This window comes from Nocardia arthritidis NBRC 100137, from assembly GCF_001612765.1.
Classification (GTDB): Bacteria; Actinomycetota; Actinomycetes; order Mycobacteriales; family Mycobacteriaceae; genus Nocardia; species Nocardia arthritidis.
In genome coordinates this window covers 70,717-93,147 of sequence record NZ_BDBB01000004.1, presented here as the reverse complement: position 1 = coordinate 93,147, position 22,431 = coordinate 70,717, and the positions used below count along the sequence as shown (strand labels likewise).

Genomic DNA, 22,431 nt, shown 5'->3' with positions numbered 1-22,431 from the left:
TCGGCGTGCGCGCTCGGGCCGTGAAGCGGCGCGGACAGGTCAGCTTCGCATCTCCGTACTCGAAGCTGACACGGCCGCCGGTCGGTCATCCTTCCGCGCCGCCACGATGACGAGTACCCCGGCGATGATTCCGACGAAGAACGGGGATGGCACCAGAAGAACGCCCCCCAGCGCGCACCATGCCACGAGGCCCCAGCCGATCCCGGTGGGCACGGGCACGCCGCGGCCGGCGAGATGCCAGATCAGCACAGCCAACAGGATCAGCGGTACGGCGAAACAGCCCGGGCCGGCCCAGAATGTGACCTTGTTCTGCAGCGACTCCGTCGTCTGTACGGCATCTCCGTCCGCGAGCGCGAGCGGGACGGCCGCCCATATCCCCCGATCGACCCAGCCGGTGATGTCCGCCCAGGCGGTTAGCGCCAGCAAGAACAGGTGCCCGGTACCCAGCACGACCATGATCGCGGCGGCCCAGCGGAGCAATCGTTTCCTGGTGTTCATCGTGACCTTCCGATGGCTGCTGCGCAGCACCTTTTGTACGGTGCCGTATAATTGATTTGTACGGTAACGTATAACATCAGCGCGATCAATGGAGGTGGCCAGATTCCAGCCGTACCCCGCACCACACGCGCCCGCTGGATCGAGGCGGGCCTCGAGGCTCTTGCCCGCGGAGGCCCCGAGGCCGTCCGCGTCGAGACGCTCGCCGCCGAGCTCGGCGTTACGAAAGGCGGGTTCTACGGGTACTTCGACGGCCGTCCCGCGCTGCTCACGGCGATGCTCGACGAGTGGGAACGCCGGTGCACGACGGCGGTCATCGCCCAGACCGAGGCCGAGGGCGGCGATGCCGCCGAGCGGATCCGCCGAGCGGGACAACTGACCTTCGCGGAGGACCTGCACCGGATCGATATCGCGGTGCGGGCTTGGGCGCGCCACGACGAGTCCGTCGCGGCGCGCCTGCGGCGTATCGACAACGAGCGAATGGACTTCCTGCGCACGATGTTCGGAGCTTTCGTCACCGACCCCGACGAGATCGAAGCACGAACCACCCTGACGTTCGCCCTCGCGATCGGCCGCCACTTCATCGTCGCCGACCACCCCGGGTACAGCAAACGCGAAGCCGTCCAGCTCGCCGGGGAATACCTTCTGCGTCCACCGCAGTGAATCCCCTGCCGAAATGCCGCGTTCGATGAAGGCGGTTGCCGCCCGTAGCCAGATGCGGTGCGCTGTCTCGGTCGCTCCCCCTGCGGCGCACGCCCGTGACGACGCACGCGACCGCTTCGCGGGAGCGGATGACGCACGCGACCGCGGATGCGCCGTCGGCGCTGCGACGTCAACGGTTCGAGACGCGCCGGGCCGGTGGCGAACGCATTCACCCGGCGTCGCGCCCGAGCTCGCGCAGAGCCGCGAGGGCGTCCTCCAGCGTGCGGACGTAGGGCACCTCGGGCGGCAGGCGGACCGCGGACCAGCCCGGTCCGGCGACCAGCACCCGTGCCGCGTTCCGGCGCACGGCACAGATCGTTTCCGCCGTGGCGGTGGCGGGCACCTGTGACCAGAGCGTGAGCACGCACGGGCGGTCGTGGTGCGACAGGGCGTCGGTCAGGGCCGAGTCGGGCACCGCCGCGCCCAGCAGCAACGCCACGACACCCCGCTCGGCCAGCGCGGCCCGCAGCACCTCCAAGGGCAGCACGTGGTACTCCCCCGCGGTGCAGGACAGGAGAATCGGCGGCTGGGAACGCGGGCGCCGCACCGGCGGGAACATGCGGTGCAGGCCGGCGAGCACCGCCCAGGACAGCAGATGCTCTACGTCGATCAGACCCCGGCCACCGGCCTGCCCGGTGACGATCGTCGCGAATGCCGGACGGCACAGCCGGTTCCAGGTCGCGACGACACCGTCGTGCGCCAAACCGGCCATGACCTCGGTGAGCGCGAGATCGGGTTCGAGCTGTTCGGCCGCCGCCAAGAGGGCGCTGCGACCCGCTGCCCCTTCCGGAGCTTCGGCGCGTGCTTGTCGTGCCGCACTGGCCGGTGTGGCGCCGGCTCCGACGAGTTCGATCATGCGCCGCAAGGCGGCGATATCGGATTCGGAATAGCGCCGGTGTGCGCCCGGCCGATCTCTCGGCGGGCCGATCGCGTAGCGCTGGTTCCAGCTGCGCAGGGTGGCGACCGGAACGCCGAGCCTGGCCGCCACCGCACCCACTGTGTAACGGGCGGATTGTTCGTCACCCATCGCCGGACCGCCTCCCCCCGGGATGGTGATGGTCCGGAGTGCCGGGCGAGTTGTCCGCGCCCGGCCGGAAACCGACGTGCGCGGATACCGGAGGCCGAACTCCCATGACGCCGCAGACCCAGCGGCTGTCCGGAGGCCTCCGCGTCAGCACGTCTTGCACTCCTTCCGGAACAATCAGTTGATGCGTCGATTTTGCATCATTAAGCGCGTAGTGTGAAGCCCGGAACATCAAAACTCCCGAAGGAGAACGTCATGGACCGACTTACCCTCACGCGCTCGATCGGCTTGACGGCCGGTGCGGGCGCGGCGTCACTGGGCCTGCTGTTCGCCGCACCGGCCGCCACCGCCGCCCCGGCGGGCTGCCCCGCTCCGGGCCTCGCGGCGACCCAGAACTCCGACGGTGGCGCCTCGTGCTCGGCGACCAGTGGCGCAGGCGGCGCCGCAGCCGCGTACGGCTTCGATGGAAAAGCCACCGCGGATGCCGCGCCGACCAGCCTGTCCCTGGCGATAGCACAGAACGGTGGCGTCGCCGCTTCGAACTCGGCGGCGCTGTCCGGCCCGGCTGCGATCGCGCTCGGCCCCGGCGCGACGGTCACGACAACCGGTGTGCGCCCGGGGTTGTCGATCGGAATCGCCGGTCCCGGCGCGACGGTCGCGGTCACCGGCGTCTCGACCCCGACATGTAGCGGCGGTTTCGGCTTCGCGGGTGACTTTCAGACATGGCAGGGCTGCTTCTCGCCTCGATAGTGCATCATTATGAGTAAAATCGCGGAGCTAGAAGTAGGCGTCCGAGGCGAACGAAGGGGAGCGGGAATGAGCGTCGTGTCGTCCGAGCCGGCAGCAACCGATTCGGTCAGGGGAATTCCGGCGCTCGGTGCCGCACCCTCCCTTTCGCTGTGGCGGGACGCGGTGCGCCGAAAGGTACTCGACGAGATCACTGATTTTCTCGCGCGAGCGTGCCCTGTCGCGCTCACTCGCCTGGGTGCGCAGGACGTTCTGCGCCAATACGCCCTGGGCGGCAAGTGCGTGCGGTCGACGTTCATGTACCTCGGCTGGCTGTGCGGGGCGCCGGATGACCCGGCAGCCTTGCGCGCGGCGGCCGGTCTGGAACTGCTGCACGCGTTCGCACTGGTGCAGGACGACGTCATGGACCAGTCCGCGACGCGGCGCGGCGCCCCGTCCGCGCATGTCCGGTTCGCCGCGGCGCACCGCGGCACCCGTGCGCCCGGCTCCTCCGACCGGTACGGCGAATCCGCCGCGACACTGCTCGGGGATATGTGCCTGGTGTGGGCCGAGCAGATGCTCCGGGAAAGCGGGCTCGCCGAGTCCGCGCTCGCGCGGGTATGGCCGCGCTACGACAGCATGCGGGTGGAGCTGGCGACCGGCCAGTTCGCGGATCTGCTCAATGACGCGCGCCTCGAGCCGGCGCTGGACTCGGTCCTGGCGATCGCACGAGCCAAATCCGGCAACTACACCGTGCGACGCCCGTTGGAGATGGGCGCCGCGATGGCCGGCTGCGGCGCGACCGTGGTGGACGCCCTGGGCCGCTACGGCGCCGCGATCGGCGAGGCGTTCCAGTTGCGCGACGACATTCTCGGCATCTTCGGGTCGCAGGCCGTGACCGGGAAACCCGCCGACAGCGACCTCGCCGAACGGACGGCGACCAGCGTTGTGGTCCTCGCGCGCGAACTGGCGACCTCGGCGGCGCGGGCCGAACTGTCGGATCTGCTGCATCGTCCCCGGCTCGGCACCGCCGAGATCGCCCGGGCACGAACGCTGATCACCGAATCCGGCGCCCCCGCGAGGATCGAGACGATGATCGCCGAACTGGTCGACAGCGCACACGGCGCGCTGGACGCCGCGAATCTTTCCACACCGATGCGTGCCGCCCTCGCGTACATGGCAGCCGCCTGCACCGAACGCGTCGCCTGACCGGAGGTTGAACCGATGCGCACCGTCGAAGGCGCTACCGACCGAATCGTGATCGTCGGGGCAGGCTTGGCAGGGTTGTCCGCAGCCCTGCACCTGGCCGGCCGATCGCGCGAAGTGATCGTGGTGGAACGCGACTCGGTGCCGGGCGGACGAGCCGGGCACGCGGAGGTCGCCGGCTACCACTTCGACACCGGCCCGACGGTCCTCACCATGCCGGACATCGTCGAGAGTGTCTTCGCCGCTGCCGGAGCACAGGCTGACGACCATGTGCGGCTGATACCCGTGGAACCGGCGTACCGGGCGCATTTCGCCGAGGGCCGGACGCTGGAGGTGCACACCGACGCCGAGCGGATGCACGAGGAGATCCGCCGGTTCGCCGGGACCGGCGAGGCCGACGGTTATCGCCGTCTGCGGCGCTGGCTGACGCGTTTGTATCGCGCGGAGATGGACCGGTTCATCTCGGCGAATTTCGATTCGCCGCTGTCGATGGCGACTCCCGCACTGGCCAGGCTGATCGCCGCGGGCGGGTTCGGGCGATGGGATAGCGCCGTCCGGCGCTACATCCGCGACCCGGACCTGCGACGTGTCTTCACCTTTCAATCGCTGTACGCGGGCGTCGCGCCCAACCGGGCGCTGGCGGCCTACGCGGTGATCGCCTACATGGACACCGTCGGCGGGGTGTTCTTCCCGCGTGGTGGCATGCGTGCGCTTCCTGCTGCGCTGGCAAGCGCGGCGACAAATGCGGGTGTCCGCTTCCGCTACGACACCGCGGTCACCGCCCTGGACCGCGTAGGCTCGCGGATCACCGGCGTGCTCACACAGCACGGCGACCGCATCCCCTGCGACGCCGTGGTGTTGACGACCGAACTGCACGAGGCGTACCGCCTCCTCGCGCGGGCACCGCGGCGTCCGGTCCCGCTGACCTCCGCCCCGTCGGCGCTGATCGCCCATCTCGCGTGCGCGCCCGCGGCCGGAATCGCGCACCACAGCCTGCTGTTCGGGACGGCCTGGGAGGAATCGTTCGACGACATCATCGTGCGCGGACAGGTGATGGGTGATCCTTCACTGCTGGTCACCCGGCCCACCGCTACCGATCCCGCTACGGCTCCGGCAGGACGCGACCTGCTGTCGGTCCTCGCGCCGGTGCCGAATCTCGAAGGCCGCCGGATCGATTGGCAGCGAGCGGGCACCGGCTACGCGGAGCAGATCCTGACGATCGCTCAGCAACGACTCGGCGCACGACTCGGCGATGTCGAGATCCTGCGGGTCGACACACCCGCCGACTGGGCGCGCCGCGGCATGCGCGCGGGCAGCCCGTTCGCGCTCGCGCACACGTTCGCCCAAACCGGTCCGTTCCGGCCGGCCAACATGATCCGCGGTATCGACAACGTCGTCTTGGCCGGGGGCTCGACCGTGCCGGGAGTGGGGATTCCGCCGGTGCTGATCTCCGGGCGGCTCGCCGCGGATCGCGTCACCGGTCTCCAGCCGCAACGGCACCGGCGCACCGTACCCGTGCGAGCCACGCTCAGCACCAGCCGAATCGATCGATCACAGTGATGGGAGCCGAGATGACCCGCACCGCACCCGAAACCGGAATCAGCGAACCGCCTCTGCACCGGTCCTACCGGTACTGCAGGCAGCTCAACGCACGCCACGGAAAGACCTTCTTCCTGGCGACCCGATTGCTGGCGCCCGATCAGCGCCCGGCGGTGCACGCCCTGTACGGATTCGCGCGCCGCGCCGACGACATCCTCGATGAGTTCGACCCGCGTCGCGAACCTGCCGAAAGGGCCCGGCAGCTGGACGCACTCGCCGGGCACTTCCACGATCGTGACGCCGGTGCCGACGCCGTGCTTCCCGCGATTCTCGACACCGCCGATCGGTATCGCATTCCAGCGGCCCTGTTCGACGCTTTCCTCGCCTCGATGCGGATGGATCTGATGGTGACCGACTATCCCGACCGTGCCGCACTCGACACCTATATCTACGGTTCGGCCGAAGTCATCGGATTGCAGTTGCTCCCGGTCCTGGGCGCCATCTGCGCCGAGGAGGCCGCACCCCATGCCGCCGCGCTCGGTAAGGCGTTCCAACTGACCAACTTCCTGCGGGACATCGCCGAAGACCTGGTTCGTGGCCGGGTCTATCTGCCCGCCGACGAACTGGCCGCGTTCGGCGTCGACCGCGATCTCCTGGGCTGGTGCCTGAAGCACCGGCGCACCGAGCCTCGGGTCCGCGGAGCCTTGGCGGCGCAGCATGCGATCACCCGCGACATCTACCGCTTCGCACACGCCGGAATCGCCTTGCTGCACCCTCGTTCACGCCCGTGCGTCACTACGGCCACCACGCTGTACGCGGAGATCCTCGACCGCATCGAGGACAGCGATTTCGCGGTGTTCGACCGCCGCGCCACCGTGCCGAACCGGAGGCGCGCGCAGGTCGGCGCGACCGGCCTGGTCAAGGCATGGTGGGCACGCCGCGTGCAGCGGTGATCGTTCCGGCGCGCAGGCGGCCGGGTCCTGCGATAGCGTTCCGCGACGAATCCGGAGCGCCGTGAGCAGCCGGGATTTTCGTCATCGCGGGCGCGGCGGGGCTGCATCAGTATCCTGATGTCGTGATTACGCTCAGAAAAGAAGACGGTGCCGCGGACCTCGCGGGGATCACGAAGTTGAGTGTGGGGGTGAGCTGGGATCCGTCCTCCGGCACGAGCGGCGGCGCACTCGGCTGGGCGCGCCGCAAACGCGGTGTTGACCTGGATCTGGTCGCCGTTCTCATGCAGGGCAGCGAACCGGTGCGCTTCGCGGGACTCGATTCGCTCGACCCACTGGGCAACGGCTCGGTCGCGCACACCGGCGACGAGCAGACCGGCGCCGCCTCCGGCGACGACGAGACCATCCACGTCACCTTCGCCGACGTCCCCACCGCGATCGACGCCATCATCTTCGTCGCCGCCGCCTTCAAGAAGGGCAGTTCCTTCGACAAGGCCAACAACATCTCCTTCAAGGTCTACGACGCCACCGGCGGCAACAGCCAGCAGGTCGCCGACATCTGGCCCTCACTGCTCGGCACCGACAACGCCAATGCGGTGGCCCGCGCCTTCCGCAACGGCGACCAATGGCAGCTCGAAGTCCTCAACCGCCAAGGCAAGATCAAACAAGGTGACATGCAAGCACTTTTGCGCTTCGCCATGCAATAGCGACGGCAAACCAGGGGCCGGGATCGTCCGCGTCTTCGAATCGCGCGCTGATACGCGGATTCCGCCACTCGATGGACTGCCCCAGTTACTCTGGGCCAATGCGATCTCGGTTCCGTCGGTACGTCCTGGCCGCGCTCGCCGGCGCGGCATCCACGCTGCTGCTCGCCACGCAATCGCCGGCCACCCCGCCCGTACAGCCGGTGGCCGGCCTACCGGCTCTGGGCGGGAATTTCCTCTGGGGCGTATCGACTTCTGGTTTCCAGTCCGAAGGCCATGCGCCCGACAGCAATTGGACGCGGTACATCGGAGCCACCCCCGGATACGACGGCCTGGGCGATTCGGTCGACTTCTACGGCCGATACGCGTCGGACATCCAGCTCGCCGCGGACCTCGGTGCGCGGGTGTTCCGGATCGGAATCGAATGGGCCCGACTGCAACCCGCGCCGGGAGTCTGGGACGACGCCGCATTCCGTTTCTACGACTCCGTCATCGGCGCCGTTGAACAGGCCGGGATGCGACCCATGATCACGCTCGATCACTGGGTGTATCCCGGCTGGGCCGCCGACCGAGGGGGCTGGCGCAACCCGCGCATGGTCGACGACTGGCTGGCCAACATGCGCGCCGTCGTCGACCGCTACGCCACCCGCAACCCGTTGTGGGTGACCGTGAACGAGCCCGTCGCCTACATCGTGCACGAGGTCCGCAGGGGCGCCGCGGACGCCGGCGAGATGCTGGACCGGGTCGCACAGGTACACAACGCCGCCTACGACTACATCCATCAGAGGCAGCCGGGTGCGCAGGTGACCAGCAACGTGGGCTACGTCGCCGGCTCGGAGGCGCAGGTCAACGGCCCGCTGATCGATCGCATCGCCGATCGCCTCGACTACGTCGGCGTCGACTACTACTTCGCCTACGACCCGGCGCAGTCGCTGATCGAGTCCATCGCCCGGGCCAGCGGTTCGGCGATGCCCAACCTGCCCGGACCGCAGATCTGGGACCTGCCGTTGCGCACCGAGGGCATCTACTATGCGCTGCAATACTATTCGCGCCGGTTGCCGGGCAAACCGCTCTACATCGTCGAGAACGGGATGCCCACCGAGAACGGCCGCCCCCGCGCCGACGGGTACACCCGCAGCGATCACCTGCGCGACACCGTCTACTGGATCCAGCGCGCCGCGGCCGACGGCATGAACATCATGGGATACAACTACTGGAGTCTCACCGACAACTACGAATGGGGCAGCTACACACCACGATTCGGGCTCTACACCGTGGACGTGCGCACCGACCCCGGCCTCACTCGCCGCCCCACCGACGCCGTCGGCACCTACACGCAGGTGATCGCCGCGGGCGGAGTCGCCGGCGACTATCGCCCCACCCGTGGCCCGGCCATCTGCGTGTTCGTCGATCCACCCGCCAGCTGCCTCCCCCCGGTAGCGGAGCGGTAGCAGTCACGGCGCTCGCGTCATTGCCTGGCTCGAGTGCTGACCGGGCGATCGGTCCGGCACTCCCCCTGGAAAGGAGAAGTGCCCGCTATGCCGTCTGCTGAAATGAGTTCTCTCGACAGCGAACTACCCGCTATCAGACTTGGGTCCCGGTGGCCGATCCGCATCCGTACACTCTCGACGACCTGCACATCGCCGCCCGGGTGCTGGGCTTTCCCGACGCGCGCACCCTGGTCGACAGACTGCTCGAACTCAGCGCGCTGCCCCGCAGCGGGTAGGGATAGCCGGATCCGAGGTCAGGGCGTGCGCCATTTCTCGTCGGTCAGCAGGCTGCTCGCCTGCGGGCCCATCAGAAGCATGCCGCCGTCCACGACGTAGGACGCGCCGGTGACATAGCTTGCCGTCGAGGTCGACCGACAGCACGTGCCGCCAGGTGTCGAAGTCCATCTCCATCACTTTCTGAGCCGACCCGGTACCTGCGCAGTTCACCAGCACATCGAGGCCGCCGAGTTCGTCGGCGAGTTCGTCGACGACCGACGCGGCGGACGGCAGGTTCGCCAGGTCGAGGTGGCGCACGGCGGCGGTCCTCCCCTGTTCGCGCACTTGCGCCGCGGTATCCTCCGCGCCGCGCCGGTCGCTGTGGAAGGTCAGACCGACGTCGGTCCCGCCTGCGGCGAGCGCGACCGCGATCGCCGCACCGATCCCGGAGTCTCCCCCGGTCACCACGGCTCGCCGCGGAGCGCCTGCTCGATCTTCCGGAAGTGGAGCTGTAGTAGCCATGCTCCGCGACTACCCGGCCGGGCAGCGACCACACCCGCGGTCGCGGCCACCCCTGCCCGCCCTCGGAACACGCGACGTTACGACTTTCGATTCCGGGTACCCGACCTGCAGCGAACCGAGAGGAGAGCGTGACGATGGCTGCGGATGCCCCCTGGTGGCGCGACGCCGTGATCTACGAGATCTACATCCGAAGCTTCTGCGACGGTAACGGCGACGGCGTGGGCGATATCGCCGGTATCCGGTCTCGGCTGCCCTATCTCCGCGACCTCGGGGTGGACGCGATATGGATAACTCCCTGGTACCCGTCGCCGATGGCGGACGGAGGCTATGACGTCGCGGACTACCGCGACATCGATCCGCGCTTCGGCACGCTGGCGGACGCGCAAGCGTTGATCGAAGAAGCGCACGCGCACGGCCTGCGCGTCATTGTGGACCTGGTCCCCAATCACACTTCGGATCGGCACCCCTGGTTCGGGGAGGCGCTCGCGGCCGGGCCGGGTTCGCCGGAGCGAGCCCGCTACCTGTTCCGGGACGGCGCGCCCACCGGCGGTCCGCCCAACAATTGGCGAAGCGTGTTCGGCGGCCCGGCGTGGACTCGGGTGACGGACGGGCAGTGGTATCTGCACCTGTTCGACGTCCACCAGCCGGACCTGGATTGGGCGCATCCGGATGTCCGTGCCGAATTCGAGTCGATCCTGCGTTTCTGGCTGGATCGAGGCGTGGACGGCTTCCGCGTCGACGCGGCCCATGGGCTGGTCAAACACGCCGATCTGCCGGATATCGAGACCGATCACGAGGACATCATGGAACCGCCGGATCGGACCGGCCACCCGCACTGGGACCGGCCGGAATTACACGAAATCTACCGCGGCTGGCGCGAGATCGCGGATTCCTACGGGCCGGATCGCGTCTTCGTCGCCGAAGCGTGGGTGGCCAAACCCGAGCGCCTCGCCTGCTACGTGCGACCGGACGAACTGCACACGGCGTTCAACTTCGACTTCCTGCGGTGCTCCTGGAATGCCGCCGCGCTGCGGGCCGTAGTCGATTGCACAACCGAAGCACTGGAGGCGGTCGGGGCCCCACCGACCTGGGTGCTGTCCAACCACGACATCACCCGGCATGTGACCCGCTACGGGCGGGCGTCCACCCGCGGTGGCGGTTCGCAACACGAACCGCACGGCCCTGTCGACGTGGCGCGGGGACGGCGGCGCGCCAGGGCGGCGTTGCTCCTGATGCTCGCGCTCCCCGGCAGCGCGTACCTCTATCAGGGGGAGGAACTCGGTTTGGAGGAGGTCGAGGATCTTCCCGTGGAGGTGCTCGAGGACCCGACCTGGGAGCGCTCGGGCCACACGGTGCGCGGCCGCGACGGGTGCCGAGTCCCACTGCCGTGGAGCGGGTTCCGGTCCCCCTTCGGGTTCGGTCCGGACGGCACGCCACCTTGGCTGCCACAGCCCCAGCGCTGGGTGTCATCGACAGCCGAACTCCAGATGCGGGAACAGGATTCGATACTGGACCTCTACCACAGGGCGCTGCGTCTGCGCCGCGACCATCCCGCGCTCGGGGAAGGCGCCTGGTCGTGGTTGCCCAGCGCTCCAAGGGTGTTGGCCCTCCATCGCTCCCCGGGCCTGGTCTGCGTGGTGAACATTTCGAGCGCGCCGATCGCGCTGCCCCGGCACCAGCGGGTGCTGCTGACCAGCGAGCCTCTGACGGCGGACGCCCTGCCCGCCGACGGCGCGGCTTGGCTCGAGGTCGCCGATCACCACGACGCCCCGGCAATGGTCCGGAACGGGTTCGAGCGGCGCCGCGTATGAAGGTGGTCGTCACCGGCGCCAGCGGCAATGTGGGGACGGCGTTGCTGCGCGCGTTGCGGGCCGATGGTTGCGAGATCGTCGGAATCGCTCGCCGCATCCCCGACCGCGCACGCGAACCGTATTCATCGGTGCGGTGGGTGTCCTGCGATATCGGGCTCGCCGGCTCGGTCGAGACCCTGCGTGCCGCCTGCGCCGGTGCCCATGTTCCTCGTTCACCTGGCATGGGCGATCCATCCGCGTCGCGGTGATCCGCCGATGCGGCGGACCAACTCGATCGGCACCGACAATGTGCTGCGTGCCGTGGCGGACGCGGCAGTGCCCCAGCTCATCGCCGCCTCCTCGTGCGCCGCCTACACCCCGGCCGAACGCTGGCGGCGGGTGTCGGAAGGATGGCGGCTGTCGGGGGTGCCAGGCAGTGCCTACAGCGTGTCCAAGGCGGAGCTGGAGACCCGGCATGGCTGACCCTGGCCGACCGCGTCTGCCTGATCGACTCGTCGGAGGCGCGACGGGAACTCGGTTGGGCGCCTCGCTTCGGCGCGCATGAGATCTGCGCGGAACTGGTATCCGCGATGCGTACCGGGCAGACCGGTCGCAGCGCACCGCTCGCGCCGTCCCGGCGGATGCGGATCGGACGTCCGTCTCACCAAAGTCAGCGGCCACGCCGCCGCTAGCGGCGTCACCGCCCGTGACCGAAAGCGACACAGTGCTGTGCCCCTTTCCGCCGCTCGTGTCGTTGCGAACGACCGGGTATCGGAGCCCGTATCGTCGCCGGCGAACACGTAACGCATCCGTTCCTGCTGCGCGGTAAGCATCCGAAAACCTACGACCTGTTCATGGACATCGCCACCGAGGAACTCAGTCACCTCGAGATCGTCGGCGCCATGATCACCATGCTGCTCGACGGGCTCAACGACGATCTGAAGCAAGCCAACGAGCGGTGCGACTGGATGCCGATGGTGTCCACGTCCGACGGACGTAACCAGGTGATCCATCAGGCCGCGGCCAATCCGTTGTACTTCGCGCTGAGCGGCGGCGGGCCCGTGGTCACGAACGCCGCGGGCGTGCCGTGGTCGGGTTCGTACGTCGACGCCAACGGCGAACCCTCGGTCGACCTGCGCAGCAATCTCGCGGCGGAGTCTCGCGCCAAGATCGTCTACGAGTATCTCAAGCAATTCACCGACGATCCCGGTGTGCAGGACACGCTTTCGTTCTTGATGACCCGCGAGATCGCGCACTTCCAGCAGTTCACCGCGGCGCTGAACGAACTGCCGGTCAACTTCCCGCCGGGAGCACTGCCCGGCGACGACCGGTTCCAGAATGTCGCGTTCAACATGTCCAACGGCGCCGCGAGCGCCCGCGGCCCCTGGAACGAAGGACAGGGACCGTGGCCCGCGGGCACGGAATGGCGCTACATCGATAATCCGGTCACCGAATGGCTCGACTCCGACGAGCGAGTCAATCACGGCGCCGAGACCAACCCGGAAGGCGAGCCCGCGGTCCAAGGCACCAAACCGTTCACCCATGAACTGCACATCCCGGACTGACCTGCGACGGGCCTGACGGGCAGTCGGGCGTCCGACGACGCGGCGCGCGGCACTTCGGGGCCGCACGCCGCGGGCATTCGTCGGGATCAGTGCCGCGGCTTGCTGATCATGTCTTTGGCCCGGTCCATCATCGCGGCGAACGGACCGACCAGCACGTTCGCGGTCGCCGATTCCACGCCGGGATGCGGCCGGGTCGGCGCCATCGTCTCGGCGAGTTCGACCGCCTTACACAATCGTCGCAGGGCTTCGTCGTCGAGTTCCTCGCGCAGCCGAGTGAATTCCTCCCGTTCTTCGTGGTCGGCATGCGCCAGCACCGCTGCACGCAGCTTCGCCAGCCGCACCTGGAATTCCATCGAGCTGATGTCGAGCGATTCCATCTCGGCGAGCTGTTTTTTCGCCTTGTTCTCCTCTTCCAGCCGTGCGTCGACGATGGACGCGCCATCACCGATCTCACGCCGGGCGCGCGGGTGGATGATCTCTTCTTCGGCGGTCTCGTGCACGGCGAGCAGGCGTCGCAATTCGAAGAACTTGCTCTCCCGCTCCACCGGGTCGGAGGTGTCGGCGGTCTCGATGAACAGTTGCTTGATCCGGCCGTGCTGATGGATGAGGAAATCGATCGCGTCGGTGGTGGAGTCGATCGTGGTTGCCATAGTTGATCTCCCCTCGGGCTCTCGAGTCGGGCTGACGAACTACGTCCGTCGCGGCGGTACCCGGCAGCGAGCACGCGAAACCGCGGGACCGGCCGGTCAGTTGCTGGTGGTGCCCGTGATGGGAGCGGGATAGACCGAGGTCGGCACGCTATGGCGCCACGGACGATGGATCTCCGAACCCGGCAGCGAAGCCAGTTCCGGTATCCAGCGCCGCACATAGTTACCGTGCGGGTCGTAGCGTTCGGCCGTGCCGAGAGCTCCCCGGTACAGACGTCCCGCCTGCTGCCAGGTGCAGCGGTCGCTCGCTGCGTCGGCATCGAGCAGCCACCGCCGGAAATGGTCGGCGCCGACTCGCCAGTCCACCCGCAGCGTCGTGGTGAGGAAACCGGCGGCGATCGCCCGGGCGCGTTCCGGCATCCATCCCTGCGCGGCCAATTGCCGCATGCCCGCGTCGACGATCGGGTATCCGGTACGGCCGTCGCACCAGGCACGGGCTGCGACCGGATCGTGCGCCTGTCGATCACGTGGGCGGTCACCGGACCGCGCGATACCGGCGCGGGCGGCGAGGAACTGGAGCCGGAAATCGCGCCGGGCGAGCAGACGGACGAAGGCGCGTCCGTCCGCCGTCGCCATGTCGGTGCGATACACCATCTCCGCCGCGGACAGGCAACCGAAATGCAGGTAGGGCGACAGCCGGGAACATCCCTCCCGCGTAAGATCGCCGCTGGAGGGGTCGCGTGTTTGTTTCCGGTCGGTGGTGCAGCCCCGCCACAGCGCGCGACCCGTGATCTCGCCGCCGACGGCCAGTTGCGGTGAGACAGCGGCGTCGCCGAGTTCGTCGAACTTCGGTACGGGATCACTGTCGACGCGCGGGACGATCAACTCGGTGGGCGTGTCCAGCGGACGCCGCTTGGGAACCTCCAGCCACCGGCGAAAGTAGGTAGCGAAGTCCGGAACCGGGTCGTTCGGTCCGCCCGAGGCGCAATCGAACGGATCGACGGCGGTGAGGGTGGCGGAATGGGTGTGCAGTAGGCAGCTGCGTCGCGCCAGCCGTTCGCGCAGCGCTCGTGCTCGGCACCGGCCGTACCAGGTGGCGTCGTCGGCGATGTGGACGCTGTCGGCGTGCACCTGTGCCGCCACCCGATCCACCGCGTCGACATAGTCACCGTGCCGGATCACCAGTTGCCCTCCGGCGCAGCGCAGTTCGGCATCCAGTTCGGCCAGCGCGGCGGAGAGAAAGCGCAGCTGGTTCCCGGCCGGGTGGGCACTGCCGACGATCCGGTCGTCGACGACGAAGAGCGGAACCACCCCGGCACCCTCGCGCACCGCGGCCAGTAGGGCTGGATTGTCGTGCACGCGCAGGTCACGCGTGAAAAGTGCGATTGTTACGGCCATTCGATGGTCATTTTCGACGACAGGCATCCGTCGCGAACGACGACGGCGGTATCGGACATTCGGCTGCGGCCACGCGGATGCGGGGCAGGTATCGGAGTAAAATTATTTACGCCAATGCTGAGGGACGGTGACTGTCGTGTCAAGCCGGCGACGCGGTCGCCTCAGCGTTCGCGGAAGAGATCGGTGAGCCAGGGTTCCAGGTCGGCGCTGAGCGCGGGCAGATCCGGTGCGTCCGACTCGTCGAGCGCGTCGGCGGTGAGTTGGCGAACGGCGTAGACCACGCCCATGTAAGCCGTGACGGACAGCAATGGTTGCCGATTGCCGGTCGCGGCCTGCACCAGACCGCGAATGAACTCGGCGAACAGCCGGATCGAGCGCCGTCTGCGCCGCCGCACCGCAGGCCCGAGCGCGTCGATCTCCACCTGGTAGGCGCGAGCGACGACCAGGTCGTTCTGCAAGGAGCGAAGGTACCGACCGAGCGCGTCGGCGACGATGGACCGGCGGTCTCGGCCCCTGATGTCAGCGCCGGTCAGTTGGGTCAGCAGCACCTGGATGAAGCGGTCGTATCCCGCGAAGACACATTCGTCCTTGTTGGCGAACGCGTCGTAGAAGGCCGCCAGCGAGACGCCGGCCCGCTTCGCGACGTCGGTGGGCCCGAATCCGGCGTAACCGCGAGCGGCGAGCAATTCGGTGACCGCGGCCAGCAGCCGTTCCCGCTGGGCGGCCATCACCTGCTCGCGCCCCAGATTGTGCCGACCGCGCGGCAATGCCGCCGGAAGCGTGAAGAACACTCCGTCTCGCACCGGAACGATCGGTGCGTCGGCGTCGGCAGGCGCGGCGGACACCTCTGCAGACTACCGAGCCGGCCACGCGCCCGGGCCGCTGCGACCGATGCCGGTCGCGTCCGACTCCGGCTCCCGGCGGTGCTGCGATCGACCGCTCGACCGCCGATGGCACGGGACTCCCCCGGCCGTCACCTCGGACGTGGCCCGGAACCGAGGGCTGTCCCGGGCCACGCGCAGCGGTCAGCCGAGCGGCAACTCCAGGCAGGAGGGAGCGCCATCCGGGGAACTGATGGTGATCCGTGCGCCGACGCTGTTGGCGCTGGAATAGAAGGGATCCAGGCCGTCGATGACCAGCATCAACCGGTGACCGTCCGGCACGTCGTAGGCGGCCGCCTGCAACTCCCACGAGACGGTGGCGGGCAGGTCCGACTCGATGGTCTTCGGCTCGTGCGTGACGATCGTCGCCGAACCGTGCTCGTCGACATCGAGCAGGTAGGCCACCACGGTCGCCGATTCGTCGGTGCTGTCCACGGTCACCTGGAGCCGGGGGATCCCGCGAATCTGCCGCGCTGCGCCATCGCGCGCCGCCAGTAGCGGCCCCGTCGACCAGACCAGGGCGTGGGTGCGGTCGATCTCGGCGGTCCGGTAGATCTTCGGGTTGCCCGCCCACTCCTCCTGGCCGGTCACCATGAGCTTGTCCATGGCGACGACCTCGGGCTGCTCGCCCACGATGAAACTGCGTTCCCATCCGGAAGCGACGTCGGGGCTCAGCGCGCCGTCTCCACCCTCGCGCTCATCGGTCAGGGCCAGTGATTCGCCGTCGGTCGTGACGTCGGCCCACGACGCCTTCTCCTCGCGGCGCGCCGGCTCGATGATCACGTTCTGATCGTTCCCGGAGGCCGGCGTGGTCACGTAGGTGAACATGACCTGATTGCTGATCTCCGGCCACCCGTCGACACCGTTCTGCTCGTCCTTGAGGTAGTGATCGAGCCAGGCGTACGCCTCGAGCAGCGGCACGTTCGGCCCGGCACCGGCCGCGGGCGGAGCGATCAAGCCGGGACCTTCCGGCGCGGCATGGTCGCCGATCCACATGTTCAACCGTTTCCGGCCCGGGATTTTCTCGAAGGTCTCCAGAACCTGGTTGACCGGGAAAAGGCCCTCGTGCCAGGTGTTCGAGAAGAAGGTCGGAACCGCGAGGGAACCGACGTAACTTTCCGGAGCGCGTTCGGTGCCCCAATCGACCACCGGGTCCATGTCGTCGCCCTCGGCGAATTTCGCCAGGATCTCCAGCGCCTCGTCGTCGAACTTGTCCTCTTTGGCTCCGCCGGTCAACCCGATCAGCGCTTCGACCGCCCTGAGGTGGCGGGTGCCGTTGTCGTACATGCTGGTGGCGAGGTTGCCCCAGGTGCTCAGGGCGACGACGACGTTCACTCGTGGGTCGTGCGCGGCCACGATCTGGCTGATGCCCGAGCCGTACGACTCGCCCATGAAGGCGACGCGGCTGGGGGCCAGCTCATCGATCGCGTAAGTCAGCACCGTGGAACCGTCCACCCGATCCCGCGGACCGGCCACGTCGACCGTGCCTTCGGACGTGCCGAACCACGGTATGTTCGTCCCCGGCAGGGCGGACAGGCCGATGCCGCGTGGGGTGTAGGCCAGCACGTGATAACCCTTGGCGGCCAGCACGAGGTAGGCGTACTCGAACAACGGCCACCCGAACGGTGTCCATCCGGCGGGAACGACCACCAGCGGGCACGGCCGGGTGGTTGTCTGCCGCAGCATGTGCGCCGACAGCCCGACCCCATCCGACGCCTCGATGCGTGGAAACGTCGGCACGGCAACGTTCAGCGCCCGGCTCACCAGGTCCGCCACGTCGTCGGGCACCAGCCCCTCGCCACTGCGTTTCCGGACCGCGGTCACCAGGTTCGATGCGAACTGCACCGCTTCCGGGCGGACCTGCCCCCGAGCGTCCCATGCTCCCTCGACGGCGATCCGCGAGAGCTGTTCGGACGTCGTCCCGACGATCGGATCTCCTTGCGACATAGACGTCATCGATCCTTCCGTGCCAGTTTGCTGCGAATTTGCGGACCGCAGCAGCGTGACACGGCATGTGATCAGTTGTCCCAGGAATCGCTGATGCGTTCCTTGTTCGCAACAGGCCGATGACCTGCGAAAACGTTGCAAGATTCGACTACCCGGCCGCAAATATGATGGCCGCGCCTTCCGCCGCGAGCTACCGGTCTCGGCCACTCGGCGAGCCCGGAGCGCCGAATTCGTCGCGGGCCGCGCCGCGCACTGCTAGCTTCCGGGCCGTGGATGACTTCTCACGCTCCTGGACAGCGTTGCGCACGGCGGTCGCCGACCTTTCGAACGAGGATTTCGCGCAGCCGTCCGGCTGCACCGGCTGGCTCGTGCGAGACCTGGTGTGCCACCTGATCATCGACGCCCAGGACATCCTGATCACCCTCGTGACCCCTGCCGAAGCCGAACCGACGCGCGACGCGGTGACCTACTGGGAGGTGGCCGATACGGCGCCGACCGGCGACGACCCGCTCGACGCGCTGATCGTGCGGCTGGCCGCGGCGTACCGGGAGCCGCGGTTGCTGAAAATTCACTTCGAGGACGTCGGCGCGGCCGCCGGGCGCGCGGCCCGCCTCGCAGACCCCGACCTGCGGGTCGGCACCCGCGATGAGGTCCTCACCGCGGGCGACTACCTGTGCGCGTACGTCCTGGAGAGCACCTTGCACCACCTCGATCTGATCGCGCACCTCCCTGCCGCGACCGAGCCGCCCGCGGAGGGTCTCGGCCGGTCACGCGCGATGCTGGAGAAGATCGCCGGGGCCGCGTTCCCCCTCTCGTTCTCCGACACCGACGCGCTGCTGATCGGCACCGGTCGACGGGCGCCGACCGAGACGCAGAAGGCCGAACTGGACGAGCTGGCCGCGCGGCTCCCTTTCGTCCTCGGGTGAGCGCTACCGCGCTCCGCCACCCAGTTTGACCGGCACGGACAGCGGACCGATGGTGAAGAAGGACGGCGAGTACGGAATATCGGCGGGGTCGATGGCGAGCTCGAGGTCCGGCAGCCTCCGGTAGAGCGAGGCGAGCGCGAGCCTGCCCTCCAGACGGGCCAGGCCCGCGCCGATGCAGTAACGCGGTCCGTGGCCGAACCCGAGATGTCCGCCCCGCTGCTCGCGGGTGATGTCGAATTCGTTCGCGGTCTCGCCGTATTCGGCGGGATCGATCCCACAGGCCTGGTAGGCGACGCCGACCGCCTTGCCCTTGGGAATGGACACGCCGGCCACCGTGACGTCGGTCAACGTGAACCGCCAGCTGGTCATCATCACCGAATGCCGGTATCGCACAGTCTCTTCGACCACGTCGGCCCAGCGATTCTCGGCCTTGGCCAGGGCGAGCTGATCGGGGTGTCGCGACAGCGCCAAGATGGCGTATCCGAGCATGTGCACAGTGGTTTCGTGGCCGGCGACCAGCATGATCCACAGGACCGCGACCAGTTCCTCGGCGGTCAGCTTGTCGCCCTCGTCGCGGGCTTGCACCAGTCCCGTGGTCAGGTCCTCACCGGGTTGCTGCTGCTTGCGATCCGCCAATTCGTACAGGTACAGCATGAGCGCGTTCTGCGTGGCGAACGCCTCTTCGGGCGCAGTGGTGTGCGCCAGCAGAGTCGCGGTCCAGCGCCGCAGTCGATCCCGCTCGCGCTCCGGCACGCCGAACAGTTCGCAGATCACCGCCATCGGCAGCGCTTCGGTGAAGGTGGGCACCAGGTCGACGCCGTCACCGGCGGCCACGACCTCATCCAGCAACCGGTCGATGATCTCTTGGACCCGCGGCTCCAGCGCCTGCACCCGGCCAGGGGTGAATGCCTTGCTGATCAGGCCGCGAAGCCGCCGATGGTCGTCGCCGTCCTTGGTGGACAAATGATCGCCCTGCACGATGGCGCGCAGGGGCCAGTCCTCCGGAATGGAACCGTCGTACAGGGCCGGCCAGTGCTTGGGATCCCGGGCGAACGTCTTGTTGTCCCCGGCGAGGATCTCGCGCACCGCGTCGTGCGTCAGCGCCAGGTAGGCGGGCACGCCGCCGGGAAACGCCACCTCGACCACCGGCGCGATCTCCCGGAGCCGGATGCAGGTGTCCAGCAGATCCTCGTCCGGTGCGGGAAATGCGGGCAGGCTGGTTGTCATGGGGAATTCCCTTCTGCGCGTGAACCCTTCAGCCGTCGTAGGGACGGTCGTGCACGAGTATCACGGCGCGTTCCGCCGAGGAGCCGAGCAACGGACGGATCCTGCCTCCAACCAGAACTCGAGCGTCGGAAAACGAAATTCCGGACCCGGGTGAGGGCACGTCGACCGAACGGTCCACCCGCCGGCACGGCCGAGAACCGGTGTGGCGGTTAGAGTGGCGTGTTCGGATTTGTCCGCGGGACCGGCCAGGAGGACGTTGTGGAACCGAAGACGGCGCTGGGGCGCACCGTGGGAGCGCTGAACGCCGGGGTGGCTTCCCTCCTCGACGTGCCGCTGCTCGGGCAGCTGCTGGGCAAGGGATTCGTGGTGATCACCTATGTGGGGCGGCGATCAGGGCGGACGTTCAGCACACCGGTCAACTACCGGCGCAAGGGAGACGAACTCGTCATCGGGGTCGCCATGCCGGACAAGAAATCTTGGTGGCGGAACTTTCTGGACGAGGGCGGCCCGATCACGCTGCGGCTCGACGGCGCTCAGCGGCACGGGCACGCGGTAGCGCAGCGCGACGAACGCGGCCGGGTGCTCGTGAAGGTGCGGCTGGACAACGCGACCTGATCGCCGCATCTCCCCCGCCGGCACAGCAAGCGCGTGTGACGCGGCCACGCCCGAGGGTGCCACCCAGCGGCGCTAGACGCTTGCGGACGGCTTCAGCTGGGCGATGATCGCAGCGCCCATCCAGCGTCGTAGATACCGCCGCAGATCCTCCTCGCCGCGGGGTGGATTGCCGGGGGAAATGAAGAACGACTGCATCGTCCGCAGGACGTATTCGACGAGCTCGTGCAGCGACTCGTCGTCGTAGCCGTACCGCTCCCAATCGACGTCGAAGCGTTTGATCATCGTCATTCCGAAGGCTTGCGCCTCTTCGGACGTCAAGCTTTCGGGGTGGACGTTCGAGTAGGTACTCGACAGCAGGATGCCGAGATGAGGTGTTCGACGCACCTCGGCCAGGGTGTACACCACTCCCTCTGTCATCGCTTCCACCGCGTCCTCGATACCGCTGACGTGTCGTGCCAGCCGATCGAGGAAACTGTCGACCGACGCGATCGCCGCGGCCGTCATCAGCGCATCGGCACTGGGAAAGTATCGGTAGACCGTTTGCCGGATGACGCCCAGCGACTCCGCGACATCGGCGATGCTGATCTCCGACCCCGTCCGGCCGATCAGGTCGACGGCGGCGGCGACTATGCGACGAGTCGCTTCCTCGTCGTCTCTCGGCGGGCTCCCGCCCCACCCGCGCCTTCCTGCCACTGCCCGCTTCCTCGACTCGACGCCTGTCGTTTGCGAACCCGCTGATCAGAAAGCCTGCCGACACCCCTGATCAAGGGACCGACGGTATCACAATGCGGTGGCGTCGACCCTCCTGCGATTCGAGCATCGATTCTGATCATACACAGGTGTCGTCGTATGTATGATCACGTCCAACGCGGCTCGGCGGCACCGGAAGACGCCGCCGGACCTGTTCGATCCCGAAAGACGAGGTACAGCCCAGTGACCGATCTTCAAGTCCGGAAGATGCGCTTCGCGTTCGCGGACTACGACGTGCCCTTTCTGTGGAACGAGGAGAACCCGGCCTTCTCCTCGATGGCCAATGCGGTGTCATTCCTGGCGATCGGCTTCGAGAAGATGATCGTCAACATGATTCGCGAGGCCATGCCCCTGATCACCGATCCCGAGGTCGCCGAGGAAGCCGACGCGTTCGTGCGGCAGGAAGGCCAGCACTCCACCGCGCACCGCCAACATGCCAACGCCCTGATCCGGCGATACCCGGGGTTGCAGGAGACGCTCAACGAAGTGATCGCGGAATTCGACCGCCTCACCGTGAACACGTCGGTCGAATACCGGCTCGCCTACACCGCCGATCTGGAGGCGACCTTCACCCCGGTGTTCAAACTGATGCTCGACAACGACGCGACCCTCTTCCGGCCGGGAGACGACCGGGTCGCGTCCCTGTTCATCTGGCATTTCGTCGAAGAAGTCGAACATCGCAGTTCGGCGCTGATCATCTTCGACTCCGTCGTCGGGAGCGACGTGTATCGGATGCGCATGGCGCCGTCGATCTTCCGTCACGTGCTGAAGGTGATCAGGGTGGCCTGCGCGGGCTTCAACCGGCACGTCCCGCTGGAGGAGCGGAAGGTCGACGCGTTGTCGATGTTCGCGTCCTACCGTCGCAGGCAGAAATTACGCACGTGGTTGCCGTTCCTCCAGTCGGAGGACCACGGTCCGATGCCGCGGGCGTTCGACCATCTCCCGCTCCGTGAGCAACTCGTCGCGTTGGCGGGCGTCGTGCGCAGTCAGCTGCCCAAACACAACCCGGACCACGAGAAGCTGCCCGCGCTCGCCGACGTGTGGTTCCAGCGCTACGAGGACGGCTACGACGTCTCGCACTGGTACACCGCCGGCACGGTCGCCCCCTAGG

General features: G+C 68.1%; 23 protein-coding genes and 1 pseudogene. 15 read left to right on the top strand and 9 right to left on the bottom strand.

Annotation, left to right across the window (positions count from 1 at the left end; genetic code table 11):
* Positions 1–39: 39 nt before the first annotated feature.
* On the bottom strand, positions 40–528 hold the full coding sequence (locus NA8_RS03990) for a DUF6463 family protein (RefSeq protein WP_218019397.1): 489 nt from the start codon (positions 526–528) through the stop codon (positions 40–42).
* 21 nt (positions 529–549) lie between these two features.
* On the opposite strand from NA8_RS03990, the gene NA8_RS03985 reads away from it, so the two are divergent.
* Positions 550–1,158 carry a TetR/AcrR family transcriptional regulator gene (locus NA8_RS03985; protein WP_245663661.1) on the top strand — a complete coding sequence of 203 codons (609 nt, stop codon included), beginning with the start codon at positions 550–552 and terminating at the stop codon, positions 1,156–1,158.
* Positions 1,159–1,366: 208 nt separating this feature from the next.
* Here NA8_RS03985 and NA8_RS03980 read toward each other — a convergent pair whose 3' ends face one another.
* The gene (locus tag NA8_RS03980; protein ID WP_063048988.1) at positions 1,367–2,224 is read right to left on the bottom strand and encodes a MerR family transcriptional regulator; all 858 of its coding nucleotides are present in this window, start codon (positions 2,222–2,224) and stop codon (positions 1,367–1,369) included.
* Between the two features lie 252 nt (positions 2,225–2,476).
* On the opposite strand from NA8_RS03980, the gene NA8_RS03975 reads away from it, so the two are divergent.
* The 7 genes from NA8_RS03975 to NA8_RS35465 all read left to right on the top strand — a co-directional run bounded on the left by NA8_RS03975 (position 2,477) and on the right by NA8_RS35465 (position 9,072).
* Complete coding sequence (locus NA8_RS03975) at positions 2,477–2,971, top strand: DUF6764 family protein (RefSeq protein WP_063048987.1); 495 nt, start codon at positions 2,477–2,479, stop codon at positions 2,969–2,971.
* Between the two features lie 66 nt (positions 2,972–3,037).
* The gene (locus NA8_RS03970) at positions 3,038–4,156 is read left to right on the top strand and encodes a polyprenyl synthetase family protein (protein WP_084466503.1); all 1,119 of its coding nucleotides are present in this window, start codon (positions 3,038–3,040) and stop codon (positions 4,154–4,156) included.
* Between the two features lie 15 nt (positions 4,157–4,171).
* On the top strand, positions 4,172–5,713 hold the full coding sequence (crtI, locus tag NA8_RS03965) for a phytoene desaturase family protein (protein WP_063048986.1): 1,542 nt from the start codon (positions 4,172–4,174) through the stop codon (positions 5,711–5,713).
* A gap of 11 nt (positions 5,714–5,724) precedes the next feature.
* Complete coding sequence (locus NA8_RS03960; RefSeq protein ID WP_063049009.1) at positions 5,725–6,645, top strand: phytoene/squalene synthase family protein; 921 nt, start codon at positions 5,725–5,727, stop codon at positions 6,643–6,645.
* A 122-nt stretch (positions 6,646–6,767) separates the two neighbouring features.
* The gene (locus NA8_RS03955) at positions 6,768–7,349 is read left to right on the top strand and encodes a TerD family protein (protein ID WP_040871596.1); all 582 of its coding nucleotides are present in this window, start codon (positions 6,768–6,770) and stop codon (positions 7,347–7,349) included.
* A 98-nt stretch (positions 7,350–7,447) separates the two neighbouring features.
* Positions 7,448–8,797, top strand: coding sequence for a family 1 glycosylhydrolase (locus tag NA8_RS03950; RefSeq protein ID WP_063048985.1), 1,350 nt, complete (start codon positions 7,448–7,450; stop codon positions 8,795–8,797).
* 149 nt (positions 8,798–8,946) lie between these two features.
* On the top strand, positions 8,947–9,072 hold the full coding sequence (locus tag NA8_RS35465; RefSeq protein WP_281198948.1) for a hypothetical protein: 126 nt from the start codon (positions 8,947–8,949) through the stop codon (positions 9,070–9,072).
* On the opposite strand, the gene NA8_RS03945 is transcribed toward NA8_RS35465, so the two are convergent.
* Complete coding sequence (locus NA8_RS03945; protein WP_084466502.1) at positions 9,047–9,574, bottom strand: SDR family NAD(P)-dependent oxidoreductase; 528 nt, start codon at positions 9,572–9,574, stop codon at positions 9,047–9,049. The two genes, NA8_RS35465 and NA8_RS03945, sit on opposite strands and share 26 nt — an antisense overlap.
* A 134-nt stretch (positions 9,575–9,708) precedes the next feature.
* On the opposite strand from NA8_RS03945, the gene NA8_RS03940 reads away from it, so the two are divergent.
* The 4 genes and pseudogenes from NA8_RS03940 to NA8_RS03925 all read left to right on the top strand — a co-directional run.
* The gene (locus NA8_RS03940) at positions 9,709–11,385 is read left to right on the top strand and encodes a glycoside hydrolase family 13 protein (protein ID WP_063048983.1); all 1,677 of its coding nucleotides are present in this window, start codon (positions 9,709–9,711) and stop codon (positions 11,383–11,385) included.
* Complete coding sequence (locus NA8_RS34640) at positions 11,382–11,633, top strand: NAD-dependent epimerase/dehydratase family protein (protein WP_063048982.1); 252 nt, start codon at positions 11,382–11,384, stop codon at positions 11,631–11,633. Before NA8_RS03940 ends, NA8_RS34640 begins: the two co-directional genes overlap by 4 nt.
* 7 nt (positions 11,634–11,640) lie before the next feature.
* Entirely contained in the window at positions 11,641–11,847 is a 207-nt protein-coding gene (locus NA8_RS34635) for an NAD-dependent epimerase/dehydratase family protein (RefSeq protein ID WP_063048981.1), read from the top strand.
* Between the two features lie 326 nt (positions 11,848–12,173).
* Positions 12,174–12,929 (top strand): annotated as a pseudogene (locus NA8_RS03925) (manganese catalase family protein); the annotation flags it as partial.
* 86 nt (positions 12,930–13,015) lie between these two features.
* Here the strand turns inward: NA8_RS03925 and NA8_RS03920 are convergent.
* The 4 genes from NA8_RS03920 to NA8_RS03905 form a co-directional block, all read right to left on the bottom strand.
* Positions 13,016–13,579, bottom strand: coding sequence for a hemerythrin domain-containing protein (locus tag NA8_RS03920; protein WP_063048980.1), 564 nt, complete (start codon positions 13,577–13,579; stop codon positions 13,016–13,018).
* Between the two features lie 96 nt (positions 13,580–13,675).
* On the bottom strand, positions 13,676–14,974 hold the full coding sequence (locus tag NA8_RS03915; protein ID WP_063048979.1) for an FAD-binding domain-containing protein: 1,299 nt from the start codon (positions 14,972–14,974) through the stop codon (positions 13,676–13,678).
* Between the two features lie 161 nt (positions 14,975–15,135).
* On the bottom strand, positions 15,136–15,819 hold the full coding sequence (locus NA8_RS03910; protein WP_063048978.1) for a TetR/AcrR family transcriptional regulator: 684 nt from the start codon (positions 15,817–15,819) through the stop codon (positions 15,136–15,138).
* Positions 15,820–15,999: 180 nt separating this feature from the next.
* Positions 16,000–17,802, bottom strand: a complete 1,803-nt coding sequence (locus tag NA8_RS03905; protein ID WP_218019396.1) for a CocE/NonD family hydrolase — start codon at positions 17,800–17,802, stop codon at positions 16,000–16,002.
* A 269-nt stretch (positions 17,803–18,071) separates the two neighbouring features.
* Between NA8_RS03905 and NA8_RS03900 the strand changes: the two genes are divergently transcribed.
* The gene (locus NA8_RS03900; protein WP_063049008.1) at positions 18,072–18,728 is read left to right on the top strand and encodes a maleylpyruvate isomerase N-terminal domain-containing protein; all 657 of its coding nucleotides are present in this window, start codon (positions 18,072–18,074) and stop codon (positions 18,726–18,728) included.
* Between the two features lie 3 nt (positions 18,729–18,731).
* Here NA8_RS03900 and NA8_RS03895 read toward each other — a convergent pair whose 3' ends face one another.
* Positions 18,732–19,955: a cytochrome P450 family protein gene (locus NA8_RS03895; protein WP_063048976.1), complete on the bottom strand. Its 1,224-nt coding sequence runs from the start codon at positions 19,953–19,955 to the stop codon at positions 18,732–18,734.
* A 258-nt stretch (positions 19,956–20,213) separates the two neighbouring features.
* Between NA8_RS03895 and NA8_RS03890 the strand changes: the two genes are divergently transcribed.
* On the top strand, positions 20,214–20,570 hold the full coding sequence (locus NA8_RS03890) for a nitroreductase/quinone reductase family protein (RefSeq protein WP_063048975.1): 357 nt from the start codon (positions 20,214–20,216) through the stop codon (positions 20,568–20,570).
* A gap of 72 nt (positions 20,571–20,642) precedes the next feature.
* Here the strand turns inward: NA8_RS03890 and NA8_RS03885 are convergent, their stop codons facing one another.
* Positions 20,643–21,263, bottom strand: coding sequence for a TetR/AcrR family transcriptional regulator (locus tag NA8_RS03885; protein ID WP_063048974.1), 621 nt, complete (start codon positions 21,261–21,263; stop codon positions 20,643–20,645).
* Positions 21,264–21,503: 240 nt separating this feature from the next.
* Here NA8_RS03885 and NA8_RS03880 point away from each other — a divergent pair, with 240 nt between their 5' ends.
* Positions 21,504–22,430: a metal-dependent hydrolase gene (locus NA8_RS03880; RefSeq protein ID WP_063048973.1), complete on the top strand. Its 927-nt coding sequence runs from the start codon at positions 21,504–21,506 to the stop codon at positions 22,428–22,430.
* Position 22,431: the final 1 nt, after the last annotated feature.